Origin of the sequence: Providencia sp. PROV129 (assembly GCF_028482245.1) — a bacterium.
GTDB lineage: Bacteria > Pseudomonadota > Gammaproteobacteria > Enterobacterales > Enterobacteriaceae > Providencia > Providencia vermicola.
The window spans coordinates 15653-38814 of the sequence record NZ_JAMPQD010000015.1 but is presented as its reverse complement, the minus strand read 5'-3'; the positions used below and the strand labels follow the sequence as shown (position 1 = coordinate 38814).

Below are 23162 nucleotides of genomic sequence, written 5' to 3'. Positions count from 1 at the left end.
ACGAACGAAAAGAATTTGAAGGAAAGAGATAATGGCAGCTAAAGACGTTAAATTTGGTAGTGATGCACGTACGAAAATGCTTCGTGGTGTGAATGTTCTGGCAGACGCAGTTAAAGTAACCTTAGGTCCTAAAGGCCGTAATGTTGTTTTAGACAAATCATTTGGCTCACCTGTTATCACTAAAGACGGTGTTTCTGTTGCACGTGAAATCGAATTAGAAGATAGATTCGAAAACATGGGTGCTCAGATGGTCAAAGAAGTTGCCTCTAAAGCAAATGATGCTGCGGGTGACGGTACAACAACAGCAACAGTGTTAGCACAAGCTATCATCACTGAAGGTTTAAAAGCGGTTGCTGCGGGTATGAACCCAATGGACCTGAAACGTGGTATTGATAAAGCAGTTGTTGCTGCGGTTGAAGAGCTGAAAGCACTGTCTGTTCCATGTTCAGATACCAAAGCGATTGCACAGGTGGGTACTATTTCTGCAAACTCTGACGAAACCGTTGGTCGTTTAATCGCAGAAGCAATGGATAAAGTCGGCAAAGAAGGCGTTATCACCGTTGAAGAAGGTACAGGTCTGGAAGATGAGCTGGATGTGGTTGAAGGTATGCAGTTTGACCGCGGTTACCTGTCTCCTTACTTCATCAACAAACCAGAAACTGGTGCAGTTGAGTTAGAAAACCCATTCATCCTGTTAGTTGACAAAAAAGTCTCTAACATCCGTGAATTACTGCCAGTATTAGAAGGCGTTGCGAAAGCAAGCAAGCCACTGCTGATCATCGCTGAAGATGTTGAAGGTGAAGCGCTGGCTACCTTAGTGGTTAACACCATGCGTGGTATCGTTAAAGTGGCAGCGGTTAAAGCTCCAGGCTTCGGCGACCGTCGTAAAGCAATGCTGCAAGATATCGCAACTCTGACTAACGGTACTGTTATCTCTGAAGAGATCGGTATGGAGTTAGAAAAAGCAACATTAGAAGACTTAGGTCAAGCCAAACGTATCGTGATCAACAAAGACACCACCACTATCATTGATGGTATCGGTGAAGAAGACGCGATCGCAGGCCGTGTTGCTCAAATCCGTCAACAAATTGAAGAATCTTCTTCAGATTACGACCGTGAAAAACTGCAAGAGCGCGTTGCTAAATTAGCTGGCGGTGTTGCGGTAATTAAAGTTGGTGCAGCAACTGAAGTTGAAATGAAAGAAAAACGTGCTCGCGTTGATGATGCTCTGCATGCAACTCGTGCTGCTGTTGAAGAAGGCGTTGTTGCTGGTGGTGGTACTGCACTAGTTCGCGTTGCAGCTAAACTTGATGCACTGAGAGGCGACAACGAAGAACAAAACGTTGGTATTCGTGTTGCTCTGCGTGCGATGGAAGCGCCAATGCGTCAAATCGTCACCAACGCAGGTGAAGAAGCGTCTGTGGTTGTTAACAACGTGAAAGCAGCGAAAGGTAACGAGGGTTACAACGCAGCAACTGACACTTATGGCGATATGATCGACATGGGTATCTTGGATCCAACTAAAGTCACGCGTTCTGCTCTGCAATTTGCAGCCTCTATCGCTGGCCTGATGATCACCACTGAAGCGATGATCACTGACCTGCCAAAATCAGATGCACCTGACTTAGGTGGCGCTGGTATGGGCGGCATGGGTGGAATGGGCGGCATGATGTAAGCCATTTGGCGACATCAAGCCCAAATCACGGCTATGCGTGATTTAGCCTGAATAAGACCGGCACTGTGAGTTTATCTCGTAGTGCCGGTTTTTTATTGGGGCTAATTAATATCTAGAATGAATAGACAATTGATGCGAAACACGATTTATTTTTGCGTCGACATTGCTTAGCGGGTTATATTTAACGTAAGGTAAGTGGTTTGAATTAGCAAAGAATAGGGCAGTTTCTTGATTAATTTGTGGTAGACTCTATTCGGCTGGTGATGTGTGGCAATTGTGACGCAGTATGCGGAGCACTTCCTAGCGATTTATGATATACCGTATTAGGGCTAATAATTTTTCAAACCAGCTGCAAAAACACAATGAAAAATGAGGGAAAACATGCGAATTAAAGTCTTGCTTGGTGCTGCTGCATTACTGCTATTAGCGGGTTGTTCAACGTCAACTAACTTGACTGCGGCAGGCTCACAAGTTCGTTTTGTTGAGAATCAACCTGGAAGTGATTGCCAACTTCTCGGTCAGGTTGCAGGGACACAAAGCAACTGGTTGAGTGGTGTAAATAATGAATCCAGCTCAATGCGTAGCGCAGCGAATGATTTGCGCAATAAAGCGGCTGAAATGGGCGGAAATGTGATCTTTGGTGCAACTAGCCCAAGTGAAACTGTGTTATCTAGCTTTATCCCACTAGATAGCAAAATGGTTGGCCAAGTGTACAAGTGCCCCTAAATTGAATTAGCGACGCCCAAATACCGATTATTTGGGCGTTTTGCTGATTAGCTCTGCCTTAAATTGAGATCGAGCAGTGTTTTGCTTGGTTCTCCTCCAATTTCCCGTGCAAGTTTAGGCACGAGATACCCAGATACTTTGCTCAATAATTGTTGTATCAATTGCCGAGCTTCAATATCGCTGACGAGAAAGTGGGCCGCACCTTGCACTTTATCCAATACGTGTAGGTAGTAAGGTAAGATCCCAACATCAAATAAGGCATTACTCAAATTCATCAGTGCCGTTACGTTATCATTGACTTGTCGCAGTAAAACACTTTGATTTAATAATGTTACACCTGCTTTTTTGAGCTTTTGCATTGAGTTCGCGAATGCTTTGTCTATCTCATTAGCGTGGTTGATATGTGTCACCATAACCACTTGTAAGCGCGAGCGTGCTAGTCTTTCGCACAAGGTATCTGTGATACGCTCAGGGATCACAACAGGCAAACGTGTATGAATTCTCAAACGGGTGATATGGGGAATTTCCTCCAATTGGCTTATCAACCAATCGAGTTCATGGTCTTTTGCCATTAATGGATCACCACCAGAGAAGATGATTTCATTGAGTTCGGTGTGGTTTTTTATATAATCCACAGCCATCAACCAGTTATTTTTATTTCCTTTGTTATCTTCATAAGGAAAATGCCGGCGAAAACAGTAGCGACAGTTCACTGCACAGCCACCTTTAACGAGCAGTAATGCGCGGTTGTGGTATTTATGCAGTAAACTTGGGATCTCATTATCCTGCTCTTCCAGCGGGTCGGTAGAAAAACCAGGATGGACATCAAACTCGGCTTTTGCGGTTAATACCTGCAATAACAGCGGGTCTAGTGGATCGCCTTTTTTCATTCGTGAGATAAATGGCATTGGGACACGCAACGGAAATAATTGACGTGCCTCACGGCCTTCTTGCGAAGCAAGATGATTTTCCAAGTTCAGTATTTGCAGCAATTCATCAGGATTAGTGATTGCTTCAGCAAGTTGTTGTATCCAGACTTCTCTGGATGAGGTATTTTGAGTTACAATATCGACCATTTTTTGGCTATGCCATTTTTAGTTTATAAATTAGAGGATCACCATGGCTACTTATAGTACCAATGAATTCCGCTCAGGTCTTAAAATCATGTTAGATGGCGAGCCTTGTGTCGTTTTAGAAAGCGAATTCGTAAAACCAGGTAAAGGTCAAGCGTTCGCACGTGTGCGTATCCGTAAACTGATTTCTAACAAACTGTTGGAAAAAACCTTTAAATCTACTGATTCTGTTGAAGGTGCAGATGTCATGGATATGAACTTAACTTACCTGTACAACGACGGTGAGTTCTGGCATTTCATGAACAACGAAACTTTCGAGCAGTTAGCCGCGGATGAAAAAACCGTTGGCGACAACGCAAAATGGTTAGTTGACCAAGCAGAATGTATTTTAACACTGTGGGACGGTCGTCCTATCGCGGTAACGCCACCTAACTTTGTTGAGTTAGAAATTACCGATACTGACCCAGGCCTGAAAGGTGATACCGCAGGTACAGGTGGAAAACCTGCAACACTGAGCACTGGCGCAGTTGTTAAGGTTCCTCTGTTTGTTCAGATCGGTGAAGTTATCCGTGTTGATACTCGCTCAGGCGAATACGTTTCACGCGTAAAATAACGGCGTATCCTATACGGAATCGTTAAAAATAAAAAGCCGTGGTCGAGTGCCACGGCTTTTTTTGCATCTTTTTCTGGCCTAACAGCACTTAAACCCACCTTTTCCGCCATAACGTGCATCTTGGCGCTCTTTAAAAAACTCCTCGTAAGTCATCGGAGTTTGATCGGGGTGAGTCCGCTGCATATGGGCGACGTAGTTGTCGTAGTCGGGAACGCCGACCATCATTTTTGCCGCTTGGCCGAGGTATTTTGCGGCTTTCCCTAAATCTCCAAACATTTTTTTCTCCTTCATACTTCGCGCTACAGCGTTGTTGACTGCTCTCGGCTACCCAAGTCACATACTAGGGTATGCTCCTAGTTTCTCCTTCATACTTCATGCTGTTGCAGCGTTGGCTTCATTCGCTAACCCTAGTCACATACTAGGGTATGCTCCTAGTTTCTCCTTCATATTTCACGCTGTTGCAGCGTTGGCTTCATTCGCTAACCCTAGTCACATACTGGTGTATGCTCCTAGGGGTTATCTTCTTTGCCGCCTTGCTCCAACGTGAATTATTTTGGAGAAAGAGCATGTACTCAAAACATGAAAAGCTTTTCCGCGAAAATCAATAGTGGCGCGTATTTGCCACGATTTCCTCGTAGTTGGCTGGCATTGGCTCGTATGGCACTTCATTCGCAGTCGGTTCGCTTGATTTTAACGCTTTAAGCGCGGTGCGGATGGAGAACAGAGCCAGTAAAACTACGACAATCATAAAGAAAATCGTTAAGCCTGCATCTAAACGGTTATTGAAAATCAACTGTGTAAGCTGAGATTCGGTATATTGCACTGGAATATTGCCACTATCAATCATCGCTTGGAATTTATTCGCTACAGCTAAGAAACCAACGCGGGCATCTTCACTGAAGGTCTTTTCCCAGCCTGCCGTCATAGTACAAATCAGTAACCAAGCCGTTGGGACAAGGGCAACCCATGCATATTTTTGGCGCTTCATTTTGAACAGTACCACGGCACACAGCATTAACGCCATACCTGCCAGCATCTGGTTTGCGATACCAAAAAGCGGCCATAAGGTATTAATACCACCAAGTGGGTCGACAACACCTTGGTGAAGGAAATATCCCCATGCGAGCACACACAATGCCGTTGCAATCAAGTTGGCAGGTAATGAATCAGTACGTTTCAAGGATGGAGACACCACTCCCAGTAAATCTTGTAGCATAAAACGTGCTGCTCGAGTTCCTGCATCCACTGCGGTTAAAATAAATAATGCTTCAAATAAGATGGCAAAGTGGTACCAGAACGCCACATTCATCAGACCACCAAGCGCCCCATGCAGAATATAGGCCATCCCAACAGCAAGCGTTGGCGCACCACCAGCACGGGAGATAATACTGGTTTCACCGACTTCATTGGCAATGGTGTTGAGCTGCTCTGGGGTGATTTGGAAGCCCCAACTGCTCACCACTTGTGCGGCAGAAGCGACCACATCTTCGGTGCCTGCTGGTGCCAACATTGCCATTGGACTGTTCATGGCGAAATACACACCAGGGTCAATCACACACGCTGCGACTAACGCCATGATGGCAACAAATGACTCCATTAACATACCGCCGTAGCCGATAAAACAAGCTTGGTTCTCATTCGCTAACATCTTCGGCGTAGTACCCGAAGAAATCAGTGCATGGAAGCCGGAAACAGCACCACAGGCAATAGTAATAAATAAGAATGGGAACAAATCTCCTGCCCATACAGGGCCTGTACCATCAATATATTTCGTGAGTGATGGCATTTGCAGGTTTGGGTTTAAAATTAAAATACCAATAGCGAGACCAATAATCGTCCCGATTTTTAGGAAGGTTGAAAGGTAATCACGCGGTGCAAGCAGCAACCAAACGGGCAAAACAGCGGCAACAAAGCCGTATCCAACTAACATCCAAGTTAATTGTACGCCAGTATAGTCAAAGTACGGTGCCCATGTTTCACTTTCGGCAACCCATCCACCTGAAATAATAGCGAAAACAAGGAACACCAGCCCAATAATAGACACTTCACCAATGCGCCCTGGGCGAATATAACGGGTATAGATCCCCATAAAAATCGCCAGTGGAATAGTGAATGCGACGGTGTAGGTTCCCCATGGACTGTGAGTTAAGGCTTTTACTACGATCATCGCAAGTACTGCTAAAATGATCACCATGATCATAAAGCAGGCTATCAAAGCGAGAACACCTGCGGTATTGCCCATTTCTTCTTTGACTAACTCGCCGAGCGAACGTCCATCTCGGCGTGTCGAAACAAACAACACCATAAAGTCTTGTACGGCGCCTGCGAGTACGACCCCAGCAAGCAACCACAGCATACCAGGGAGGTAACCCATTTGCGCGGCAAGCACTGGACCGACTAAGGGGCCAGCGCCTGCAATCGCAGCAAAATGGTGACCAAATAACACTTTTTTATCTGTTGGAACGTAATCTAATCCATCATTATGACGAATTGCTGGTGTCATACGTGTTTCGTCAACTTGCAGGACTTTTTTCGCGATAAACAACCCATAATAACGGTACGCAATGAGATAAATACATACTGCTGCGACCACAATCCACAGCGCATTTATTTGTTCACCACGATATAAGGCGATGTAACCGAGTGAAAAAGCACCGAGCAGAGCGAGCACAATCCAAATAAATTGTTTACCCATAGTCATCCCCATCTGTTCAATGAATGATATCTGTTATTTATTTAAGTAAAACTGAGGAAGATATAGCGATAGTTAAGTTAAAGAAAAAGTAGCTAAAACGAGACACCTAATTGAAATTTTAGATAAATTCGATAATTGCAGTGAATATCACTAATCCAAGATCATTTATTGGATTTTATCTGGTTTTGAACTAGCGAATAGCTAATGGTGTTGGTATTTATCTTATTTTTATTAATAATGCAATATTTTCATCTAAACAAAGAGGTAGGAGAATAAAATGGAAACGAATGAGAGTGTTGATTACCGAAAGTTAAAAACCTTCGGTAATCAAATGAGTTATCTTAGGTGTGTCTTAAGCGTTGGATAATTTTTTTGCCAAAAAGCGTCGTAATAAGACCGAACATGATCAAAATTAAACCAGCGACTTGTATGCCATTAATATGCTCACCAAGGAATAATGCACTGCTGCTTAAACCGAACACTGGCACTAATAATGAAAACGGTGCAACACGCCATGCTTCATAGCGCCCGAGCAGTACACCCCATAGGCCGTAACCGACAAAAGTGGATAAATAAGCTAAATACAAAATCACTCCGAGCACAGGCCAATCAAAGCCTGTTAATCCGTCCACAATGGCATCTTCGCCCTCAAGTATCCACGAACTAATTAGGAAAGGAATAATGGGGATCAGCGCACTCCAACTGACGAGAGACAACGCACTGCATTTTTCTGCACCTTGATTTTGCATAATAATTCGGTTGGTAATATTACCACAAGCCCATGATAAACCAGCAATTAATGTGAATGCCAAACCGAGCATTGGAATATCATCTAACCCGCCTGCTGTTGCACCATTGGCTAACACCGTTAATCCTGCGATAGCGATAAACATGCCAATAAAATGGGTTGGTTGTAGCGTTTCCTTTAAAATCATGGCACCAAGTAATAAGGTAAAAAAGGCTTGAGATTGCAAAATAACGGAGGTTATCCCCGCAGGCATACCAACGCGGATAGCACAGAATAAAAAGGCAAATTGACCAAAGCTGATGGTTAACCCATACAATAATAACAATTTAAACGGAATTTTAGGCCGCTTGAAAATAAAAATGGCAGGAAAGGCAACAAAAACAAAGCGTAATGCCCCAAGGAGTAATGGCGGAAGCGCGGTCACACCGAGCTTGATAATGACAAAATTAACACCCCAAATAATGACCACACAGAGGGCAAGTAATATATCTTTGAAATTCATGCTAATTTCTCGATGGATAGGCTCGATAAGATTTTCTACTTTACCCTTGCTAAGGAGGGAGTGCGATATCAATGATGCTTATTAGCAAAAAACAGAATAAACAGGTTAAAAAAGGTCGCTAATTTATATTTATTTGTTATTTTTCGTTGCTTGAGTCTGTGCTGGTGAATGTTTATAATGAGGTACACATCACACGTATTCAGGACGACCTGGATCTCGTCATTCAATTATGGGGACGACCCCGAGTTATATACGGGAGCAACGACCATGGCATGGATCGTCCTTTTATTTGCAGGTTTACTCGAAGTGGTTTGGGCTGTAGGGTTAAAGTACGCCCATGGCTTTACACGCTTAACACCTAGTATTATTACAATTGTCGCGATTATCGCCAGTATGGGCTTATTAGCCTATGCTATGCGTGACTTACCTGTCGGAACGGCTTATGCAATTTGGACGGGGATTGGTGCTGTGGGTACGGCTATTGTTGGGATTATTTTCCTTGGTGAATCTGCGAATATGTTTCGTTTATTAAGCCTTGCGTTGATTATTACAGGGCTAATTGGCTTAAAAATATCGAGTTAGTTTTCAAATTAAGTATTATTTAATTAAAAATGAATAATAAGCGGGTGACAGAAAAAGTGACCCGCTTTATTTTTTGATATTTTTTGGGCATAAAGAAAACGGCTCTTTTGTTATTTTTCGTTATAACGAGATGGCCAAATTTCTGCAGGTTCCATACCTAAAAACTCTGCAATGATTCTTTCTCCCTTTGGCCAACGCCTTGATAGTGCATTGTTAAGTGTTGATGAATTTAGCCCTGCGGAACGCGATAATTCAGCAAGGGAAGAGTCTTTTTTCTTTATTGCCGCAATGATGTCAGCTGGGTGCCAATCTTGTTTCATAATATCTCCAGTGTTATTAGTTGAATAATGCTTGGTAGTTTTAAGAATAATATTACTGTATTTTTTATTTTCTTTTTTTAATACTATTATTAAATTATACTTTGAATGTTTTTTATTCTGTGATAGTGATATATATCCTTGGTTATTATTTTTTTATTAACATTTGATTATATTAAAAGGAATTATTATGGATGTTAAGGGTGAACTCTTGGAAAAAACATGTTCAGGTTTAAAAAATACTTTTTCTAATTATTTTGATTGGAATGATATTGACTTGTCTTTTTCAAAAGTAGATATTTTAAATAGGCAGGTTTATACTACATCGAGTAATTATGATTGGGTTCTGATGTATTGGGATGCGGATTTGGATAAAGTGATTGGTGAGCGGCTATCGACAGGGATACAGTATTGGAGTAACTACTCAAAAGAATATATGAACACCTTATTAAGAACAGATAAGTGTAAACTAAAAGTGGATTTTTGTGCTAAATATGGAAGTGTATATGAAATTACGTCAATTAATTCTAAACGAAAGTTATCGATAAAAGATATAATGGCAATATATAAATGCCGACCTATTATTTCTGATTATACTCACGGAGTATGGAAACAAAATGATGAAAATTATTTACCATTAAGAAGTCGTTTAGATATACCAATAGAAGGTAAGAACAGTATTAATGACTTAGAAAGTGAAATTTTAGATATTCACCAGTATATGCGTTTTGGAAATATTCGCTTTACTCGAAAAGAAATTATTACAATAAGAATGCTTCTATCCCATTGTAAAATAAAGGAAATTAGCTATGCGCAGGGATGTTCAGAGGTGTGTGAACACAAACGAATTCAAAGGATTAAAGAGAAACTTTCTTGCCCTCATGCTTCTTCAAGTGGCTTATTTAGTGCATTAAAAGAAAATGGAATTACACTCGCCTGCTTAGAAACTTTAGTCAATTATCCTTAATTTTCAATGTATAAGATAGCTGATGTATGAAATTCTAGGGATGATAAGGATAAAAAGATGAAATGGAAATTCAGGTTTGGTGCCGTCGCAGGTAATGCACTCGAATACTATGATATTGCTGTTTTTGCTGCAATATCAACTTATTTGAGCGCTGAGCTAACAAAGTTAGGTTATGAGCAAGCGACAGAAATGGTTTGGGGGATATTTGCACTGCGTTTTTTAATACGGCCTTTAGGCGGATATATTATAGGGCGCTATGCAGATACGGTTGGGAAAAAACCTGCCTTAATATTAACAAGCTTAATTACAGGTATTGCAACATTAATGATGGCTATATTACCTATTGAACTATTAGGTAACTATACACCAGTTGCTATATTAATATTACAACTCGCTTTGTCATTTAGTTTTTCAGGGGAGTATCCGTCTTTAATTACCTACTTATTTAAAGATGCACATATTAGAGAGCAAGCAAGAGTTTCGTCTATTATTGTCGGTAGTTCTTTGCTTGGTGTTATTGCTTCTTTAGGCATTGTTTTGGTGTTAAAAAATACGCTGAATGAAGATATGATGCAATCAATAGGTTGGCGAATTCCCTTATTCATAGGGGTTGCAAATATCTTAATGAGTTTTTGGTTTAGGTTTAATCTTCCAAATTATCAAGTGATTTCTAAAGATAAACAATCAATTAATTGGAAGAATGTGTTTTGGGTGTTTTTATTCACAATTCCTGGAACTGTTACATTTTATTCTCAAAACCTATCAACATCATTGATAATAGAGCAATTAAAGATTGAAGAAATAAAAAACTATTACGCAATTTTATCGTCAAGTTTACTTTTACTCCTCATGTTAATATGTGGTTGGCTAACGGATAAATACAGCTCAGCTAAGCAGGTCTTTAATATTGGCGTCATATTAATGGTTTTCTGTTCTGCACCGCTTTATCTCATATTGCAAACGAATAACTTATTACTCGTACTAATAGCTCAACTACTAATGTCTGTTTATTCAGCAATGATATTGTGTAATTTATCAGCAGTTCTCATCAGTAAGTCAAATGGGCAGGCGGCAATTTTAGGCATTGGTTATAATGGCGCTTCAGCTTCTCTTGGAGGGATCACGCCTTTAATTGTCAGTTACCTTAGCCAATATCACTTAGCTTACGTTGGGGCATTTATCGCTGTTTGTGGGTTATCGTATTTTATTTCCTATTTACTACCAAAGCACACTCATACTTAGCTTTTTCTCCATTCATCCCCTCGTTCAATGAGCTGAATGAGGGGATGCGCACTATTTTTTAGAGTAACAAAACCGCTACAAGACCCATGCAGTCCGGGCACCGACAGTGGTACTTTTATGCAATCGAGTATGGCTAAGGCAAAATGCATCAATGCCTGCGCTATGTTGTGAATACCACGCACCACCGCGCATTAAGGCGCGTTCACCATAGTTACGCAGATAGATTTGATCATCTGATTGTTTAATTTTGTAAGGGGCGAGACCCAATATCTTCAATAAAGTCGGAATTTGTTCACCCTCGGTCGTTCCAACCAATCGAAACGGGCTATCTAACAGGCCCAGTGGGTAGCCTGAATCCATTGGCTCACCATTAAAATGATGGATCTGTGTCGAGATTATCGGGGTGCCAGCATTGCCATCAAGTTTGGCTATTGGTGAATCATATTTTGCACTTGATGGGCTATTAGGGGGGATTAACTCACCACTACTCATATCAATAGCTCGCCAATCTAACAATGCGTCATCAAGATGAATAGCGGCATCATTATTTTTTATGATTTGAATTTCTCCCGCGACTAGGCGTGCACCTGTTTGCCACTCCCAAAGGTTACCGACCAAATCGCTTATCCCTGAAAGTTGGTGATTATGGTACCAGCTTTCCCATTGTGCATTAGTTGGGGTTGTCGGGGTGCCTTGCAAACCGCCAGTCGCTAGCCCGTCAATTCGTGGTATAAATTCATCATGGTTAAAATAATTACGGCCGTAATCCGTATTACCATGAATAAGGTTATTGTGTTGATTAGTTAAGGCTGAGATGGCACTCCACTCTGCGTTAGTACTGATATGGCAGCCTTTACCTGATTGTTGCGCTAATGATTGAAATTGCGCTAAATCTAAATTGCATGCGGGTGATTGGTTGGGTTGGCTAACTAATTCATCATCTCGCAAACTTGCGCTGTAACAGGCGTAGAAAAAGGCATCAATAGGGCGCTCATGAATGATAAAAGCTGGATGGATACCAGTGCCTAAAGAGGGGGAAATGTCTTGTAAATCAAACTGGGGTACGATGAATACATAGTTCGGCTGGCCTTTAGGGCTGTAAATAATGGTTCGTTGCCCATGGCTTTGTTTTTCAACTTGGGTTCGTAGTGGATCAGGGGAATAAATTGTGGTCATCATAAGCCTCTGTTTTAAAGGGAAACCCAGTAGCCTTCTTGCCACTTGATGGGTAAGAACTGTTCAGTAAAATCTTTGAAAACCGTATTAACATCCAGATCAGGGAATATGCTAGGGTGTAACCAAGTCGCAAATTTTAGAGCGGCAATAAAGCCAAATGGGCTGTCGTAAAAAGTGTGCCAAATAGCATGAACATGCTGCTGTTTGACTGCATGCAATGTTTTAAAGGCATTACGCTGCATTAAAATTTTAAGCCTTTGTTTTGCTAGCGGTAAATCTGCACCAGGGCCTAATCCTACCCAATTGCCTTTCGGGTTATAGCCACTCCAATCGGTGCCGGTGACAATCACCATTTGAGCTTGGGTGTGAATAATCGTCTCTTGGTTTAGAACACCATATGTTCCATGAATGTATTGGTTAGCAATATTCTCTCCACCCGCAAACGAGAGAAACTGACCAAAATTTCCGTTTCCGTAGGCTAAGCAACACTCTTCAGTAAAACCTGCTGCACGCTCAAGGAGTACTTTTGGCCTTATAGGATTTGCATTAGCGAGGCGAGTATTTACATTATCTAGTTGTGTTTTAATAAATCGATTGATGCGATGAGCCCTTTCTTGTAAACCAAAGACTTTCCCCATAATCGCAATGCTTTTCGGCGTATTGGTGAGTGGGTCAACACTCATATCAAGGGCAATAACAGGGACATTAGCGCGCAGTAAAAGCATAAGAAGCCCATTGGCTTGTAGACCCGAAAATGTGCCCGTTGTCGTGAAAATAATGTCAGGTTTGAGCTCCAAAATCGTTTCCAAATTAGCTTGCGCCCCGCCGATCGCGGGGAGGTGGGGTAATTGTTCAATCTTAGGAAACGCCGTACAGTATTGTTGGTAACTACGCAAATCAGCAGTACGAAAGTTACTGGGAACAGCGACAAGTTTCTCCACAAAATTGGGTATTCCCAATGTGGCAAAGAGAAAAATCAGTGATGGGTCAGCCAAATAAATTTTCTGTGCATTTTCTGGGTAAGCAATAGTGCGTCCAAGGATGTCTGTCACCTTGGGCATTGCGGCTGCGACAACTGGGCAAGGCATTGCACTTAACGTCGCCATTGCTAACCCTGCCTTAATCAAATTCCTTTTAGAACTTTCCATAAGTTGCTTACCTATTGAATTAAAAGTAGTAATTAAGTGTGGCAAGTAACGTTCTATTCGTGCCAATACTGCAATAGGTGGAACTGGTACAGCTGGCAACGTAGGATTTATTGGTGACATTACTGACAGTTAACCCCAATTCCATACCCGTGAGTTCAGGGGCTAATGCATCCATTTGGTACCTTGCGCTAATATCGCCAAGCCAGACTGCTGGTACTTTAAATGTGTTGGTGTTGTCACCCCATGTTTCGCCGAGATAACGCACGCCAACGCCGACTAAAGCGCCTTCGAGGTAAGGGGAGTGAAAACGGTAGTCAACCCATGCGGAGCCGCTGTGTTTAGGGACTTGAACAGGGTGCTTATTTAAGACTGAAAAGTCTTGGCTTTCGGTGATTTTATTATCAGTAAAGGCATAGCTCACCATGACATTCACTGACGGTGTTAATGCTATACGGCTTTCAAAATCAACCCCACGAGAGCGAATTTTCCCTGTTTGATTATAGTAATCTGGATTTAGCGGGTTATGGGTGGTGACATTTTTTTGTTCTAACTCATACGCTGCAACGCTTGCCATGAGGTTATCCGATTGGTATTTAAGCCCCACTTCGGCTTGTTTTGATTCGGTTGGGATAAAGGATTTTCCATCCGCATCTGTCCCTAAAACGGGGTCAAAGCTATCGGAAAAACTGATCCATGGCGAAAAGCCATTTTCAAAAGCATAGGTTAGCCCAACGCGTTGGCTCCAAGCGGAAGTGTCATTTTTTTGCGTTGTGTGAGAGAGGTTATTATCAGTATCTAAATAAGACCAATCATAGCGTCCACTGAGGATCAAATCCCATTGTTGCCAACTAAGTTGGTCTTGTAGATAAACCCCATAACGATCAAAACGTTGGGTTGTTGATGTGCGGGAAACGGGGTAAGGTTTAAATTCAGGATGATGAGGTTTCACCCATGGATCGAAACTGACGGTTTGCGAGCCCCACCAGTCTTTATCCAGCTTTCCAGTTTGAAAATCAAACCCAGTGAGTAACTCGTGGCGAATATCGCCAGTTTTAACTTTATAAACCAGTTGGTTATCAGCAACAAAGGTTTTGGATTTGCTTGGTGAATCTTGGTAAACCGCGGTGAGTAACCGATCCCCCGCTAAGAAGCCGCGCGTGAAGTCTCGTTTAATGTGGGTATCTACATCAGAGTAGCGCATATTTTGTTTCAGTGTGACGGACGAGCTGACTTGGTAGTCAACTAATGAGGTCACTGACCACTGTGTACGTGTGGATTTTTCATGTTTGGGGTCACTGTAGTTTTGAGTGAAATCCAGCTTTCCATTTGGGTTCGGTAGCAAGCCAATTGCTTGAGCAGGCAAGGTATTATAGTGGCCAATGTGTGGATCATGTTGATATTGGCTTAAGACTGTCCAATTGAGTTTTTCATTGGGTTGCCATGTGATAGAAGGGGCCAGTAAGTAGCGAGATTGCTTCGAGGAATTCACTTGTGAATCCGTTGATAGCGCTAATCCATTCATTCTATATAGCAATGTTTCATCGTCATTCATGGCTCCAGTGGTATCAAATTTGACGGCATTGTTATCAAAATTGCCTTTTTGGAACTGAATTTGATGTGATTCATTGGCACTTGGGCGGCGTGATTGCATATTGATAACCCCCCCAGCTCCTCCTTGACCATACAGTGCAGATGACGGCCCATGAACGGCTTCGATACTATTGAGTGTCCATGAATCAACTTGCGGCCCCCAGATCCCACTGTTGCCGATAACCCGTAATCCATCCAAGTAATAATCTGCATCGAAACCACGAATTTTCGAAAAATCGATACCGCCACCAAAGGCGCCAAATTTTTCGCTGGTTACGCCTGCGCTGTAGCGTAAGGCTTGGCTGATTGATTCAGAAGGCAAAGTATCCATTTGCTCGCGTTTAATCACCGAAACAAATTGCGGCGTTTCCAATAAGGTGGCTGAGCTTTTTGTGGCAGTAGATTGAGTTTTACTGGCATAGCCAATAGGTTCTTGGCCTTGGTTTTCTGCGGCAGTGACGACCAAGACGTCTGTTTTGGGCTTTGCATTTGCGGTATTTGAGCAAATCAGGGCGCAGACCAATAAACTTAGGGTGGAAAGCGTGTAGGTTCGATGAGTAAATTTATGCATGCAATTTTAGCCAATAAAGTAAAAGAGAAATTTTATGGCGTTAGCATAGATCGTCGACCGACCATCAGTCAATCTAATTAATAATCATTTGCATTTAATATTGAAGAAAGGGATTCGTAGGGTGAGTGAGAAATTATTTATCGTATTGATATTAAAAATAAATATGACAGCGTTCGAAATATTTTTTTGTGTGAGATTAAAACAACGCGAGCTCGTCTGGGCGATTCACTCGCTGTATTTTTTATTTAATCAGTTGGCTAAATCGCTTATACAAAATTTCGCCTAAATTTTGTTGAGTATATTCATGGCTATTGGCGAGGTTGTCCACGGCGGCATGCATAGAGTGGTAAATCATGGTGGCAAGAAGGTCTGGAGGAAGGGCTGACCATTCTTGGTTTTTTTCGCCAAGGGTTAAAATTGCTTTGATTTGCAGGACTGCACGGGTTTCATGGTCATTACTGCGCCCGTGGTATTCGTCATGAAATAACATGTCATGAATATTTTGCTTTTCAACATAGTATTTGACGCTATTTTCGCACCATGATTTGAGTTTGGCTGAGGCACTTTTTTGTGTATCTAAAGCAGATTGAATGTGGCCCAAATACCAGTCCATATAGCGGGTGCGTAAGGCTTCCATAATGTCATTTTTTGACTGGAAATAGTGATAAAACGTCCCTTTTGCAACATCCGCAGATAAGACAATTTCGCTAACCGTAGTATTGACAAACCCTTTGGAAAGAAACAGTTTTTCTGCTGCATTCATTAGGTCATCTAGCCTTTCTTCTGCTGGTTTCGTTCTTGGCTTTTTAGGTTGTATTGTCATTGAGTTTATCTCTTAACGTCATGTTCCAAAAGCAAATCTGATAGGGGTATCATAGCACTTAATATTTATATGCTAAAATTTAGCTTGCCAGTCGTGTCACTATTTTAACTGCCTGTCTGCTACTTCGATAAAAAGATAAAATAAATACGATCAAGAAAACATACATTATCGCGCCAATCACCCATACCCAGCCATCCCACATCGTCAGTGTTTGGCCAAAAATAACACTAAATAATAATGGGCCAATGACCCCTGTGGCATTGGTTAAACTGACGAGAACACCTTGCAGTTTGCCTTGATTTTCTTGGTTTACCTGAGTAGACATTAGCCCTTGAAGAGCAGGAAGCGCGATACTTCCCCCCGCAAGCAGGATTAGCGTTGGGTAAATCATCCAACCTTCTGAGATAAATGATAAGATCAAAAATGCACTGCCATCGACAACGAATCCCACCAAAATCGTTGTTTTTTCATTAAATTTCTTAGCAATTGCCCCTGCAACGAATGCTTGAAATAGTGCATGCATCACGCCAAGCCCCGCTAAAGATAATCCGACTTCCATACTGCCCCATTGAAAGCGGCTTTCGGTAAATAATACCCAAGTAGTGGCAGGGATCTGCCCAATGAGCTGTGCCATAAAAAAGACGAAAAGCAGCAGGATGATTGGTTTTATTATTTGCATAAAGGGAATTGGCGACGGTTGATCTTCATGCTGATCATCCTGTACGGCGGTCTTACGTTGATCTTTAAAAATAACCCAAATCACCACAAAAGAGCATGCATTTAAGACCGCCGCAATCACAAAAGGCAAGTGAGGAGATAACTGCCCAGCAAAACCGCCAATTGCAGGGCCAGCGATTAAACCCACGCCAAACGCAGCCCCTAAACGACCAAACCACTTGGTACGTTGTTGTGGCAGTGTATGGTCGGCAATAACAGAAGCGGCGACCGCACCTGTTGCACTGGTGATCCCTGAAATTAGGCGGCCTAAATACAGCATCCATAGTGAACTGGATAAAGCCAACAAAGTGTAGTCCAGCGCTGCCCCTGCAAGGGAGACCAACAAGATGGGTCTGCGGCCGAATTTATCAGACCATTTGCCAAGTATTGGAGCAAAAAAGACCTGCATGATGGCATATAAAGCCAACAAGATGCCGTAATGATTTGCCAAGTGTTCTATGGAGACATATTCACGGAGTAAGGCTGGTAAAACTGGCATGATCAACCCGATCCCCATCGCATCAAGGGCGGTGATCGTTAATGCGGTAATCGCAAATTTATTCATGGTTTTTTCTCTATCAGTGATAGATTTGGAATATACCCCTATCAGTGATAGAGTGTCAATGAAAAAATAAGGAGATGCTCATGGCGCGATTAAACAAAGAGACCATTATTACCGCTGCATTAGACTTACTAAATGAAGTGGGGATGGAAGGGGTAACAACACGAAAGTTAGCTCAAAAGCTTGGTGTAGAGCAGCCAACGTTGTACTGGCATGTGAAAAATAAGCGGGCTTTGTTGGATGAATTATCCGTTGAAATGCTAAAGCGCCATCATGACCACCCATTGCCAAAAGACAGTGAGACATGGCAGGAATTTTTGCGAAATAATGCGCTAAGTTTTCGTCGTGCCTTACTCAGCTACCGTGATGGGGCAAAGGTACATTTAGGCACACGTCCTAGCACTGACCAATATGCCACGGTGGAAAAACAATTACAGTTTATGGTCGATAACGGTTTTTCGTTAAAAAATGGGTTATATGCAATCAGTGCCGTGGGGCACTTTACATTAGGTTCGGTACTAGAACAGCAAGAGCATCTCGCCGCTCAAGATGAACGAGATGCCAAATTAGACGACGGGATGCCGCCATTGCTTCAAGAGGCCATACAAATTATGGATAACGATGATGGAACAGAAGCATTTTTGTTTGGTTTAGAGTCGTTGATCCAAGGCTTTGAACGGCAAATGGTGGGCTGATGGTGAGTCATTCGCACAACGAACGTTGGCTTAGCTAACGGGTTGTGCGAGGGACTAACGTTATTTAGCGCATTGTTTTTCAATTTGGCGTTTCTGCTCCATCAGCTTTTTGGCCGTTGTCATCGCAAGCTGTTCATCGGCCTGCATTTTTGCTACAAAAGCGTCAAGATCACTGCCTATCACATTTTTTAGAAGTTTATATTCACGCGGGGCTGCACATTTACATTTTTTCTCAGCGGAGGCTTTTATTTTGGCTCGTTTTTTCTCAACTGATGACTGGGATTCCCCTAGATTAGGTAAATAATTATATGTACTTGATTTTATACAGTCATCATACAGCTCTTTTTCTGTGGGCATTTGGTTAGCTTGTTTTTCTCTCACCGTAAATGAATCTGCTTGAGCGGGTAATATAAAACTGCTAGAAATAACAAGTGAAAACATAAGGGATTTAAGCGTCATGTTAATTGTCTCTTACCATGAATAATTTAAATTAAATAATTGTTTAATATCTTGATATCTATTGGGTAATTTTTATTTATCAGAGCTTATCATAGCAAGTGCGAGATCAGTGAAATTTCAGGTTAATCTGAATGTGTTTTGTACGCTAAATATTCGTCTTTAAATTGTTTTAAATGTGCCAAATAGCGTAATAAAAACAGTTAGTTTTATTTAATTAAATTAGCAGATATATTCATTCGTCATATGAAATGGTTTGATTAGATAAAAAAATACCCCATTACCGATGACAATGGGGTATTTAGGTTTACTTAATTTTGTAATTACAGAGTGAAAACTCCAATAATTGCAATGACACTAATGATTGCTGAGCCACCATAGAAAACCCATTTTGTCGCAGGGACATGGATTTTAAAATCATGCAGTGTGTGGTGAATACGGTGCATCCCACACCAAACAGGCAGGATAATCATCAGTAGTAAGAATACACGGCCGATAAAGCTTTGGCTAAATGCCATAATACGCTCATAGCTCAGCATTTCTGGTGCAACACCCAGTGGAATTAAAATTCCTAACAGAATGATGATAGCAGGGCCAATTACGGCGCTCCACATACCACCTGCACCAAATAATCCCCAGAAAATCGGCTCATCGGAACGTTTAGGCGTTAGATTCATCAGATTCTCCTTAGATTAAAATAACAATGCGATAGCTAAGATTGCTGCGGTAACAACAATCGTGAGAGCCCAGAAGCCTTTAACGATAGGCTCATCAGACATTTTCTTATCTTTCACAATAATACTGACGGCCTTTGGTGCAAGGTTGAACCACGTTGTGGTGTGCAGCAATGTAGCAGCCAGTGTAATAATGTTAATGATAAGAATGATTGGGTTACTTAAGAACCCAACAAAGCCAGCCCATGATTCAGGACCGCTTTTTAGCGCAAATACCCCATACAGGACTAAAATACTGAACCAGACCTGAAGGACTGAGGTACTTTCACGCATGATGTAAAAGCGGTAGAAACCCAGCTTTTGCCACCAGTCGCCCTTCATTTCTCTGACATAGGGTTTACGTTTCGTAGTCATGACTTCAATTCTCCTTATCGTGGCTTCAGCATGGCGATAACAAAGTCTTGCGCGCTGGCAACTTTTCCTTGCTGAATAGCGCCAGCAGGGTCGACATGCTTAGGACAGACTTCAGAACAGTAGCCTACAAACGTACAGCTCCAAACACCATTGTCCCCGTTTAATAAGGTCATGCGCTCTTTCGCACCATGGTCTCGGTTATCTAAATTGTAGCGCTCTGCCAATGTGATTGCTGCTGGGCCGATGAACTCTGGGTTCAGTCCAAACTGTGGGCAAGCTGCATAGCACAGACCACAGTTGATACAGCCTGAGAACTGATGGTATTTGGCCATCTGTGCAGGCGTTTGTTTATTTGGACCCTCAGAAGGTTTACGATCATTACCGATGATGTACGGTTTGATGGCTTCTAAACGCTCAATAAAGTGGGTCATATCGACAACAAGGTCGCGCTCGATTGGGAAGTTACCTAATGGCTCAACTTTCATACCTTGCGGGTATTCACGCAGGAATGTTTTACACGCCAGTTTAGGCACTTTATCGACCATCATACCGCAAGAACCACAAATCGCCATACGACAAGACCAACGGTAAGACAGGTCTGGAGCGAGGTTATCTTTGATATAGCCTAATGCATCTAACAAAGAAGTTTGCTCGTCGTAAGGGACATCATACGTCACCAAATGGGGCTCACTATCCGTTTCCGGATTGTAACGCATGATCTCCATTTTTAGGTGTTTCATATCATCCATTAGCTTGCTCCTTCTTTGCCTTATCTTGAGCTTCAGCTTCGGCACCGTAAACACGTTTAGCTGGCTGAGATTTCGTGATTTTCACATCACTGTATTCTAAACGAGGGGAGCCCTCAGGGTTATAGAATGCCAAAGTATGTTTAAGGAAATTCACATCATCACGTTCAGTACAGCCTTCGTCGAGACGTTGGTGTGCACCACGGGATTCTTTACGATTGATAGCAGAGTGAGCCATACATTCTGCCACATCAAGGCCAAAGCCTAATTCAATGGTGTACAGTAGGTCAGTGTTAAAGACGCTGCTATGGTCGGTAATTTCGACGTGTTTGAAACGTTCTTTCAGTTCAGCAATCTTATCAACGGTTTTTTGCATTAATTCAGGGGTACGGTAGATACCGCAGCCTTCTTCCATTGACATACCCATTTCGTCACGAATTTTCGACCAGCTCTCTTTCCCTTTTTGGTTCATGAGTTTTTGCAGGTCATTTTCGATATCTTTGGTACGTGCTTCAATCGCACTTGCATTAGCTGGTGTCGCTTCTGCTGCGTGGCGTGCTGCTTCTTCACCTGCTAAGCGGCCAAATACAACTAATTCAGCTAATGAGTTAGAACCTAAACGGTTTGCACCGTGCAAGCCAACAGAAGAACACTCACCCACTGCAAATAGGCCTTTAATGCGTGTTTCAGTGCGTTGATCTGTTTCGATACCACCCATGGTGTAGTGAGCGGTTGGACGGACAGGAATTGGGTCTGTTACTGGGTCAACGCCCACGTAAGCTTTCGCTAATTCACAAATGAACGGTAAACGCTCATGGAGTTTTTCTGCCCCCAGATGGCGAAGATCCAGATACACAACATCACCACGGTGTGTGCTAATGGTGCGTCCTGCACGCCATTCGTGCCAGAAAGCTTGAGAAACTTTGTCACGAGGACCGAGTTCCATATACTTGTTTTCTGGTTTACCAAGTGGTGTCTCAGGGCCCATTCCGTAGTCTTGCAGGTAACGGTAGCCATCTTTGTTAACCAGAATACCACCTTCACCACGACAACCTTCGGTCATTAAGATACCTGAACCTGGTAATCCAGTTGGGTGATATTGAACAAATTCCATATCGCGCAGTGGTACGCCATGGCGGAATGCCATACCCATACCATCACCAGTTACAATACCACCATTGGTGTTATAACGATAAACACGGCCTGCACCACCCGTCGCCATCACGATCGCATTTGCACGAATTTGAACTTTCGTACCTTCCATCATGTTAAGTGCAACGAGTCCACGAGCTTGACCTTCATCAACAATGATATCGAGAACAAAATGCTCATCAAAACGTTGAATTTGAGGGTATTTTAATGATGTCTGGAAGAGTGTATGGAGCATGTGGAAGCCGGTTTTATCGGCAGCGAACCATGTACGCTCAATTTTCATCCCACCGAAGCGGCGAACGTTAACTGAACCATCTGGTTTACGGCTCCACGGGCAACCCCATAATTCGAGTTGGGTCATCTCTGTTGGGCAATGTTCGACGAAATAATCGACGACATCTTGCTCACACAGCCAATCCCCACCTGCGACAGTATCATTAAAATGATAGTCATAGGAGTCATGAGCCTGAGTAACTGCGGCTGATCCTCCCTCTGCTGCCACGGTGTGGCTACGCATTGGGTATACTTTTGAGACCAGAGCAATCTTGATATTGGGATTTGCTTCAGCGGCAGCAATCGCTGCACGTAAGCCTGCGCCCCCGGCCCCGATAATCGCTAAATCGGCATTGAAGGTTTGCACTGCGCTTCTCCATTGTTCAAGTGTAAATTGATAAATTCTTTTAAATACTTTTGATAATTAGCTAGGTCATTTTCAATTCAACCTAATGTCAAATTGTCAAATCTCTCTTTTTTAATAGTAAATAATATAATAGCTAATAATGACTTATCGTGCTGTGAATTATAACGAATAGTCCAAGAGATAAATTTGATATAGAGGGGGGTTTTGGGTGAATTTACCCACGAAATGTGAGGTGGGTCATCTTTTTATAAAATGTTTTTACAATGAGAGTATTTTTAGCGTGTTAAGAATGAATAAAAAGAAATTTCAAATGATTATCATTATTTTTACATAAAAAGGCAGGATTAAAAACCAAGTAAACTAGTCGGATTTTATTCAAAGTAAGAGGATAATACTGTTATTTGCTGTGAAGATTTTAATTCATCTCGAATATTAAATTGGGACTTGCTTCACTCTTTATTTAAATACACTTTTTTATTTTTTAATTTCTCTATTTTAACGTATTGAGAAAGCGAATTGTTTCATTTTTTTGTTAACAGCTTTGTCACATAATATAAGTAATAATCATGTTTTCCCTCGCATAAACCCAGACGTTTAACATGACCTTACGACGTTATTTTTAGGTAAAAGCCCCGTTATCTGTAAAGGTTTGCTTAAT

General features: G+C 42.1%; 22 protein-coding genes. 7 read left to right on the top strand and 15 right to left on the bottom strand.

What is annotated here, in order from left to right:
• Positions 1-31 precede the first annotated feature (31 nt).
• Together groL and PSF27_RS10965 are read left to right on the top strand one after the other, a co-directional pair.
• Entirely contained in the window at positions 32-1675 is a 1644-nt protein-coding gene (gene groL, locus PSF27_RS10970; RefSeq protein ID WP_206083466.1) for a chaperonin GroEL, read from the top strand.
• Positions 1676-2056: 381 nt separating this feature from the next.
• Positions 2057-2401, top strand: coding sequence for a DUF4156 domain-containing protein (locus PSF27_RS10965; RefSeq protein WP_047756639.1), 345 nt, complete (start codon positions 2057-2059; stop codon positions 2399-2401).
• A gap of 47 nt (positions 2402-2448) precedes the next feature.
• Here PSF27_RS10965 and epmB read toward each other — a convergent pair whose 3' ends face one another.
• Positions 2449-3477 (bottom strand): EF-P beta-lysylation protein EpmB, encoded by a 1029-nt coding sequence (gene epmB, locus PSF27_RS10960; RefSeq protein ID WP_272681451.1) that lies wholly within the window; start codon positions 3475-3477, stop codon positions 2449-2451.
• A 43-nt stretch (positions 3478-3520) separates the two neighbouring features.
• On the opposite strand from epmB, the gene efp reads away from it, so the two are divergent.
• Entirely contained in the window at positions 3521-4087 is a 567-nt protein-coding gene (gene efp, locus PSF27_RS10955) for an elongation factor P (RefSeq protein WP_004258667.1), read from the top strand.
• 78 nt (positions 4088-4165) lie between these two features.
• On the opposite strand, the gene PSF27_RS10950 is transcribed toward efp, so the two are convergent.
• The 3 genes from PSF27_RS10950 to PSF27_RS10940 form a co-directional block, all read right to left on the bottom strand.
• Positions 4166-4363: a YbdD/YjiX family protein gene (locus PSF27_RS10950; RefSeq protein WP_272539318.1), complete on the bottom strand. Its 198-nt coding sequence runs from the start codon at positions 4361-4363 to the stop codon at positions 4166-4168.
• 325 nt (positions 4364-4688) lie between these two features.
• The gene (gene cstA / locus PSF27_RS10945) at positions 4689-6782 is read right to left on the bottom strand and encodes a pyruvate/proton symporter CstA (RefSeq protein ID WP_272681450.1); all 2094 of its coding nucleotides are present in this window, start codon (positions 6780-6782) and stop codon (positions 4689-4691) included.
• Positions 6783-7123: 341 nt separating this feature from the next.
• Positions 7124-8032, bottom strand: a complete 909-nt coding sequence (locus PSF27_RS10940) for an EamA family transporter (protein ID WP_206083470.1) — start codon at positions 8030-8032, stop codon at positions 7124-7126.
• A 267-nt stretch (positions 8033-8299) separates the two neighbouring features.
• On the opposite strand from PSF27_RS10940, the gene sugE reads away from it, so the two are divergent.
• On the top strand, positions 8300-8614 hold the full coding sequence (gene sugE / locus PSF27_RS10935; RefSeq protein ID WP_206083471.1) for a quaternary ammonium compound efflux SMR transporter SugE: 315 nt from the start codon (positions 8300-8302) through the stop codon (positions 8612-8614).
• Positions 8615-8724: 110 nt separating this feature from the next.
• Here sugE and PSF27_RS10930 read toward each other — a convergent pair whose 3' ends face one another.
• Positions 8725-8934, bottom strand: coding sequence for a helix-turn-helix domain-containing protein (locus PSF27_RS10930; RefSeq protein ID WP_206083472.1), 210 nt, complete (start codon positions 8932-8934; stop codon positions 8725-8727).
• A 187-nt stretch (positions 8935-9121) separates the two neighbouring features.
• On the opposite strand from PSF27_RS10930, the gene PSF27_RS10925 reads away from it, so the two are divergent.
• Together PSF27_RS10925 and PSF27_RS10920 are read left to right on the top strand one after the other, a co-directional pair.
• Positions 9122-9898: a hypothetical protein gene (locus PSF27_RS10925; RefSeq protein WP_206083473.1), complete on the top strand. Its 777-nt coding sequence runs from the start codon at positions 9122-9124 to the stop codon at positions 9896-9898.
• A 57-nt stretch (positions 9899-9955) separates the two neighbouring features.
• Positions 9956-11140: an MFS transporter gene (locus PSF27_RS10920; RefSeq protein WP_272681449.1), complete on the top strand. Its 1185-nt coding sequence runs from the start codon at positions 9956-9958 to the stop codon at positions 11138-11140.
• A gap of 75 nt (positions 11141-11215) precedes the next feature.
• On the opposite strand, the gene PSF27_RS10915 is transcribed toward PSF27_RS10920, so the two are convergent.
• The 5 genes from PSF27_RS10915 to tet all read right to left on the bottom strand — a co-directional run bounded on the left by PSF27_RS10915 (position 11216) and on the right by tet (position 17730).
• On the bottom strand, positions 11216-12319 hold the full coding sequence (locus PSF27_RS10915) for a hypothetical protein (protein ID WP_206093507.1): 1104 nt from the start codon (positions 12317-12319) through the stop codon (positions 11216-11218).
• 11 nt (positions 12320-12330) lie between these two features.
• The gene (locus tag PSF27_RS10910; protein ID WP_272539314.1) at positions 12331-13464 is read right to left on the bottom strand and encodes an ABC transporter substrate-binding protein; all 1134 of its coding nucleotides are present in this window, start codon (positions 13462-13464) and stop codon (positions 12331-12333) included.
• A gap of 19 nt (positions 13465-13483) precedes the next feature.
• Positions 13484-15625, bottom strand: coding sequence for a TonB-dependent siderophore receptor (locus PSF27_RS10905; protein WP_272681448.1), 2142 nt, complete (start codon positions 15623-15625; stop codon positions 13484-13486).
• Positions 15626-15866: 241 nt separating this feature from the next.
• Positions 15867-16448, bottom strand: a complete 582-nt coding sequence (locus PSF27_RS10900; protein WP_272681447.1) for a TetR/AcrR family transcriptional regulator — start codon at positions 16446-16448, stop codon at positions 15867-15869.
• 79 nt (positions 16449-16527) lie between these two features.
• Positions 16528-17730, bottom strand: a complete 1203-nt coding sequence (gene tet, locus PSF27_RS10895; protein WP_272681446.1) for a Tet(A)/Tet(B)/Tet(C) family tetracycline efflux MFS transporter — start codon at positions 17728-17730, stop codon at positions 16528-16530.
• Between the two features lie 80 nt (positions 17731-17810).
• On the opposite strand from tet, the gene tetR reads away from it, so the two are divergent.
• Positions 17811-18422, top strand: coding sequence for a tetracycline resistance transcriptional repressor TetR (gene tetR, locus PSF27_RS10890; protein WP_272681445.1), 612 nt, complete (start codon positions 17811-17813; stop codon positions 18420-18422).
• 60 nt (positions 18423-18482) lie between these two features.
• Here the strand turns inward: tetR and PSF27_RS21060 are convergent, their stop codons facing one another.
• The 5 genes from PSF27_RS21060 to frdA form a co-directional block, all read right to left on the bottom strand.
• Entirely contained in the window at positions 18483-18881 is a 399-nt protein-coding gene (locus tag PSF27_RS21060; protein ID WP_272681444.1) for a hypothetical protein, read from the bottom strand.
• A gap of 320 nt (positions 18882-19201) precedes the next feature.
• Positions 19202-19555, bottom strand: a complete 354-nt coding sequence (gene frdD, locus PSF27_RS10880; protein ID WP_004258620.1) for a fumarate reductase subunit FrdD — start codon at positions 19553-19555, stop codon at positions 19202-19204.
• A gap of 15 nt (positions 19556-19570) precedes the next feature.
• Positions 19571-19966, bottom strand: a complete 396-nt coding sequence (gene frdC / locus PSF27_RS10875; RefSeq protein WP_004258617.1) for a fumarate reductase subunit FrdC — start codon at positions 19964-19966, stop codon at positions 19571-19573.
• A 14-nt stretch (positions 19967-19980) separates the two neighbouring features.
• A complete protein-coding gene (locus PSF27_RS10870; RefSeq protein ID WP_004258616.1) occupies positions 19981-20715 on the bottom strand; it encodes a succinate dehydrogenase/fumarate reductase iron-sulfur subunit in 735 nt (244 codons plus the stop codon).
• Positions 20708-22504, bottom strand: coding sequence for a fumarate reductase (quinol) flavoprotein subunit (frdA, locus tag PSF27_RS10865; protein ID WP_272681443.1), 1797 nt, complete (start codon positions 22502-22504; stop codon positions 20708-20710). The genes PSF27_RS10870 and frdA overlap by 8 nt, the downstream gene beginning before the upstream one ends.
• Positions 22505-23162: the final 658 nt, after the last annotated feature.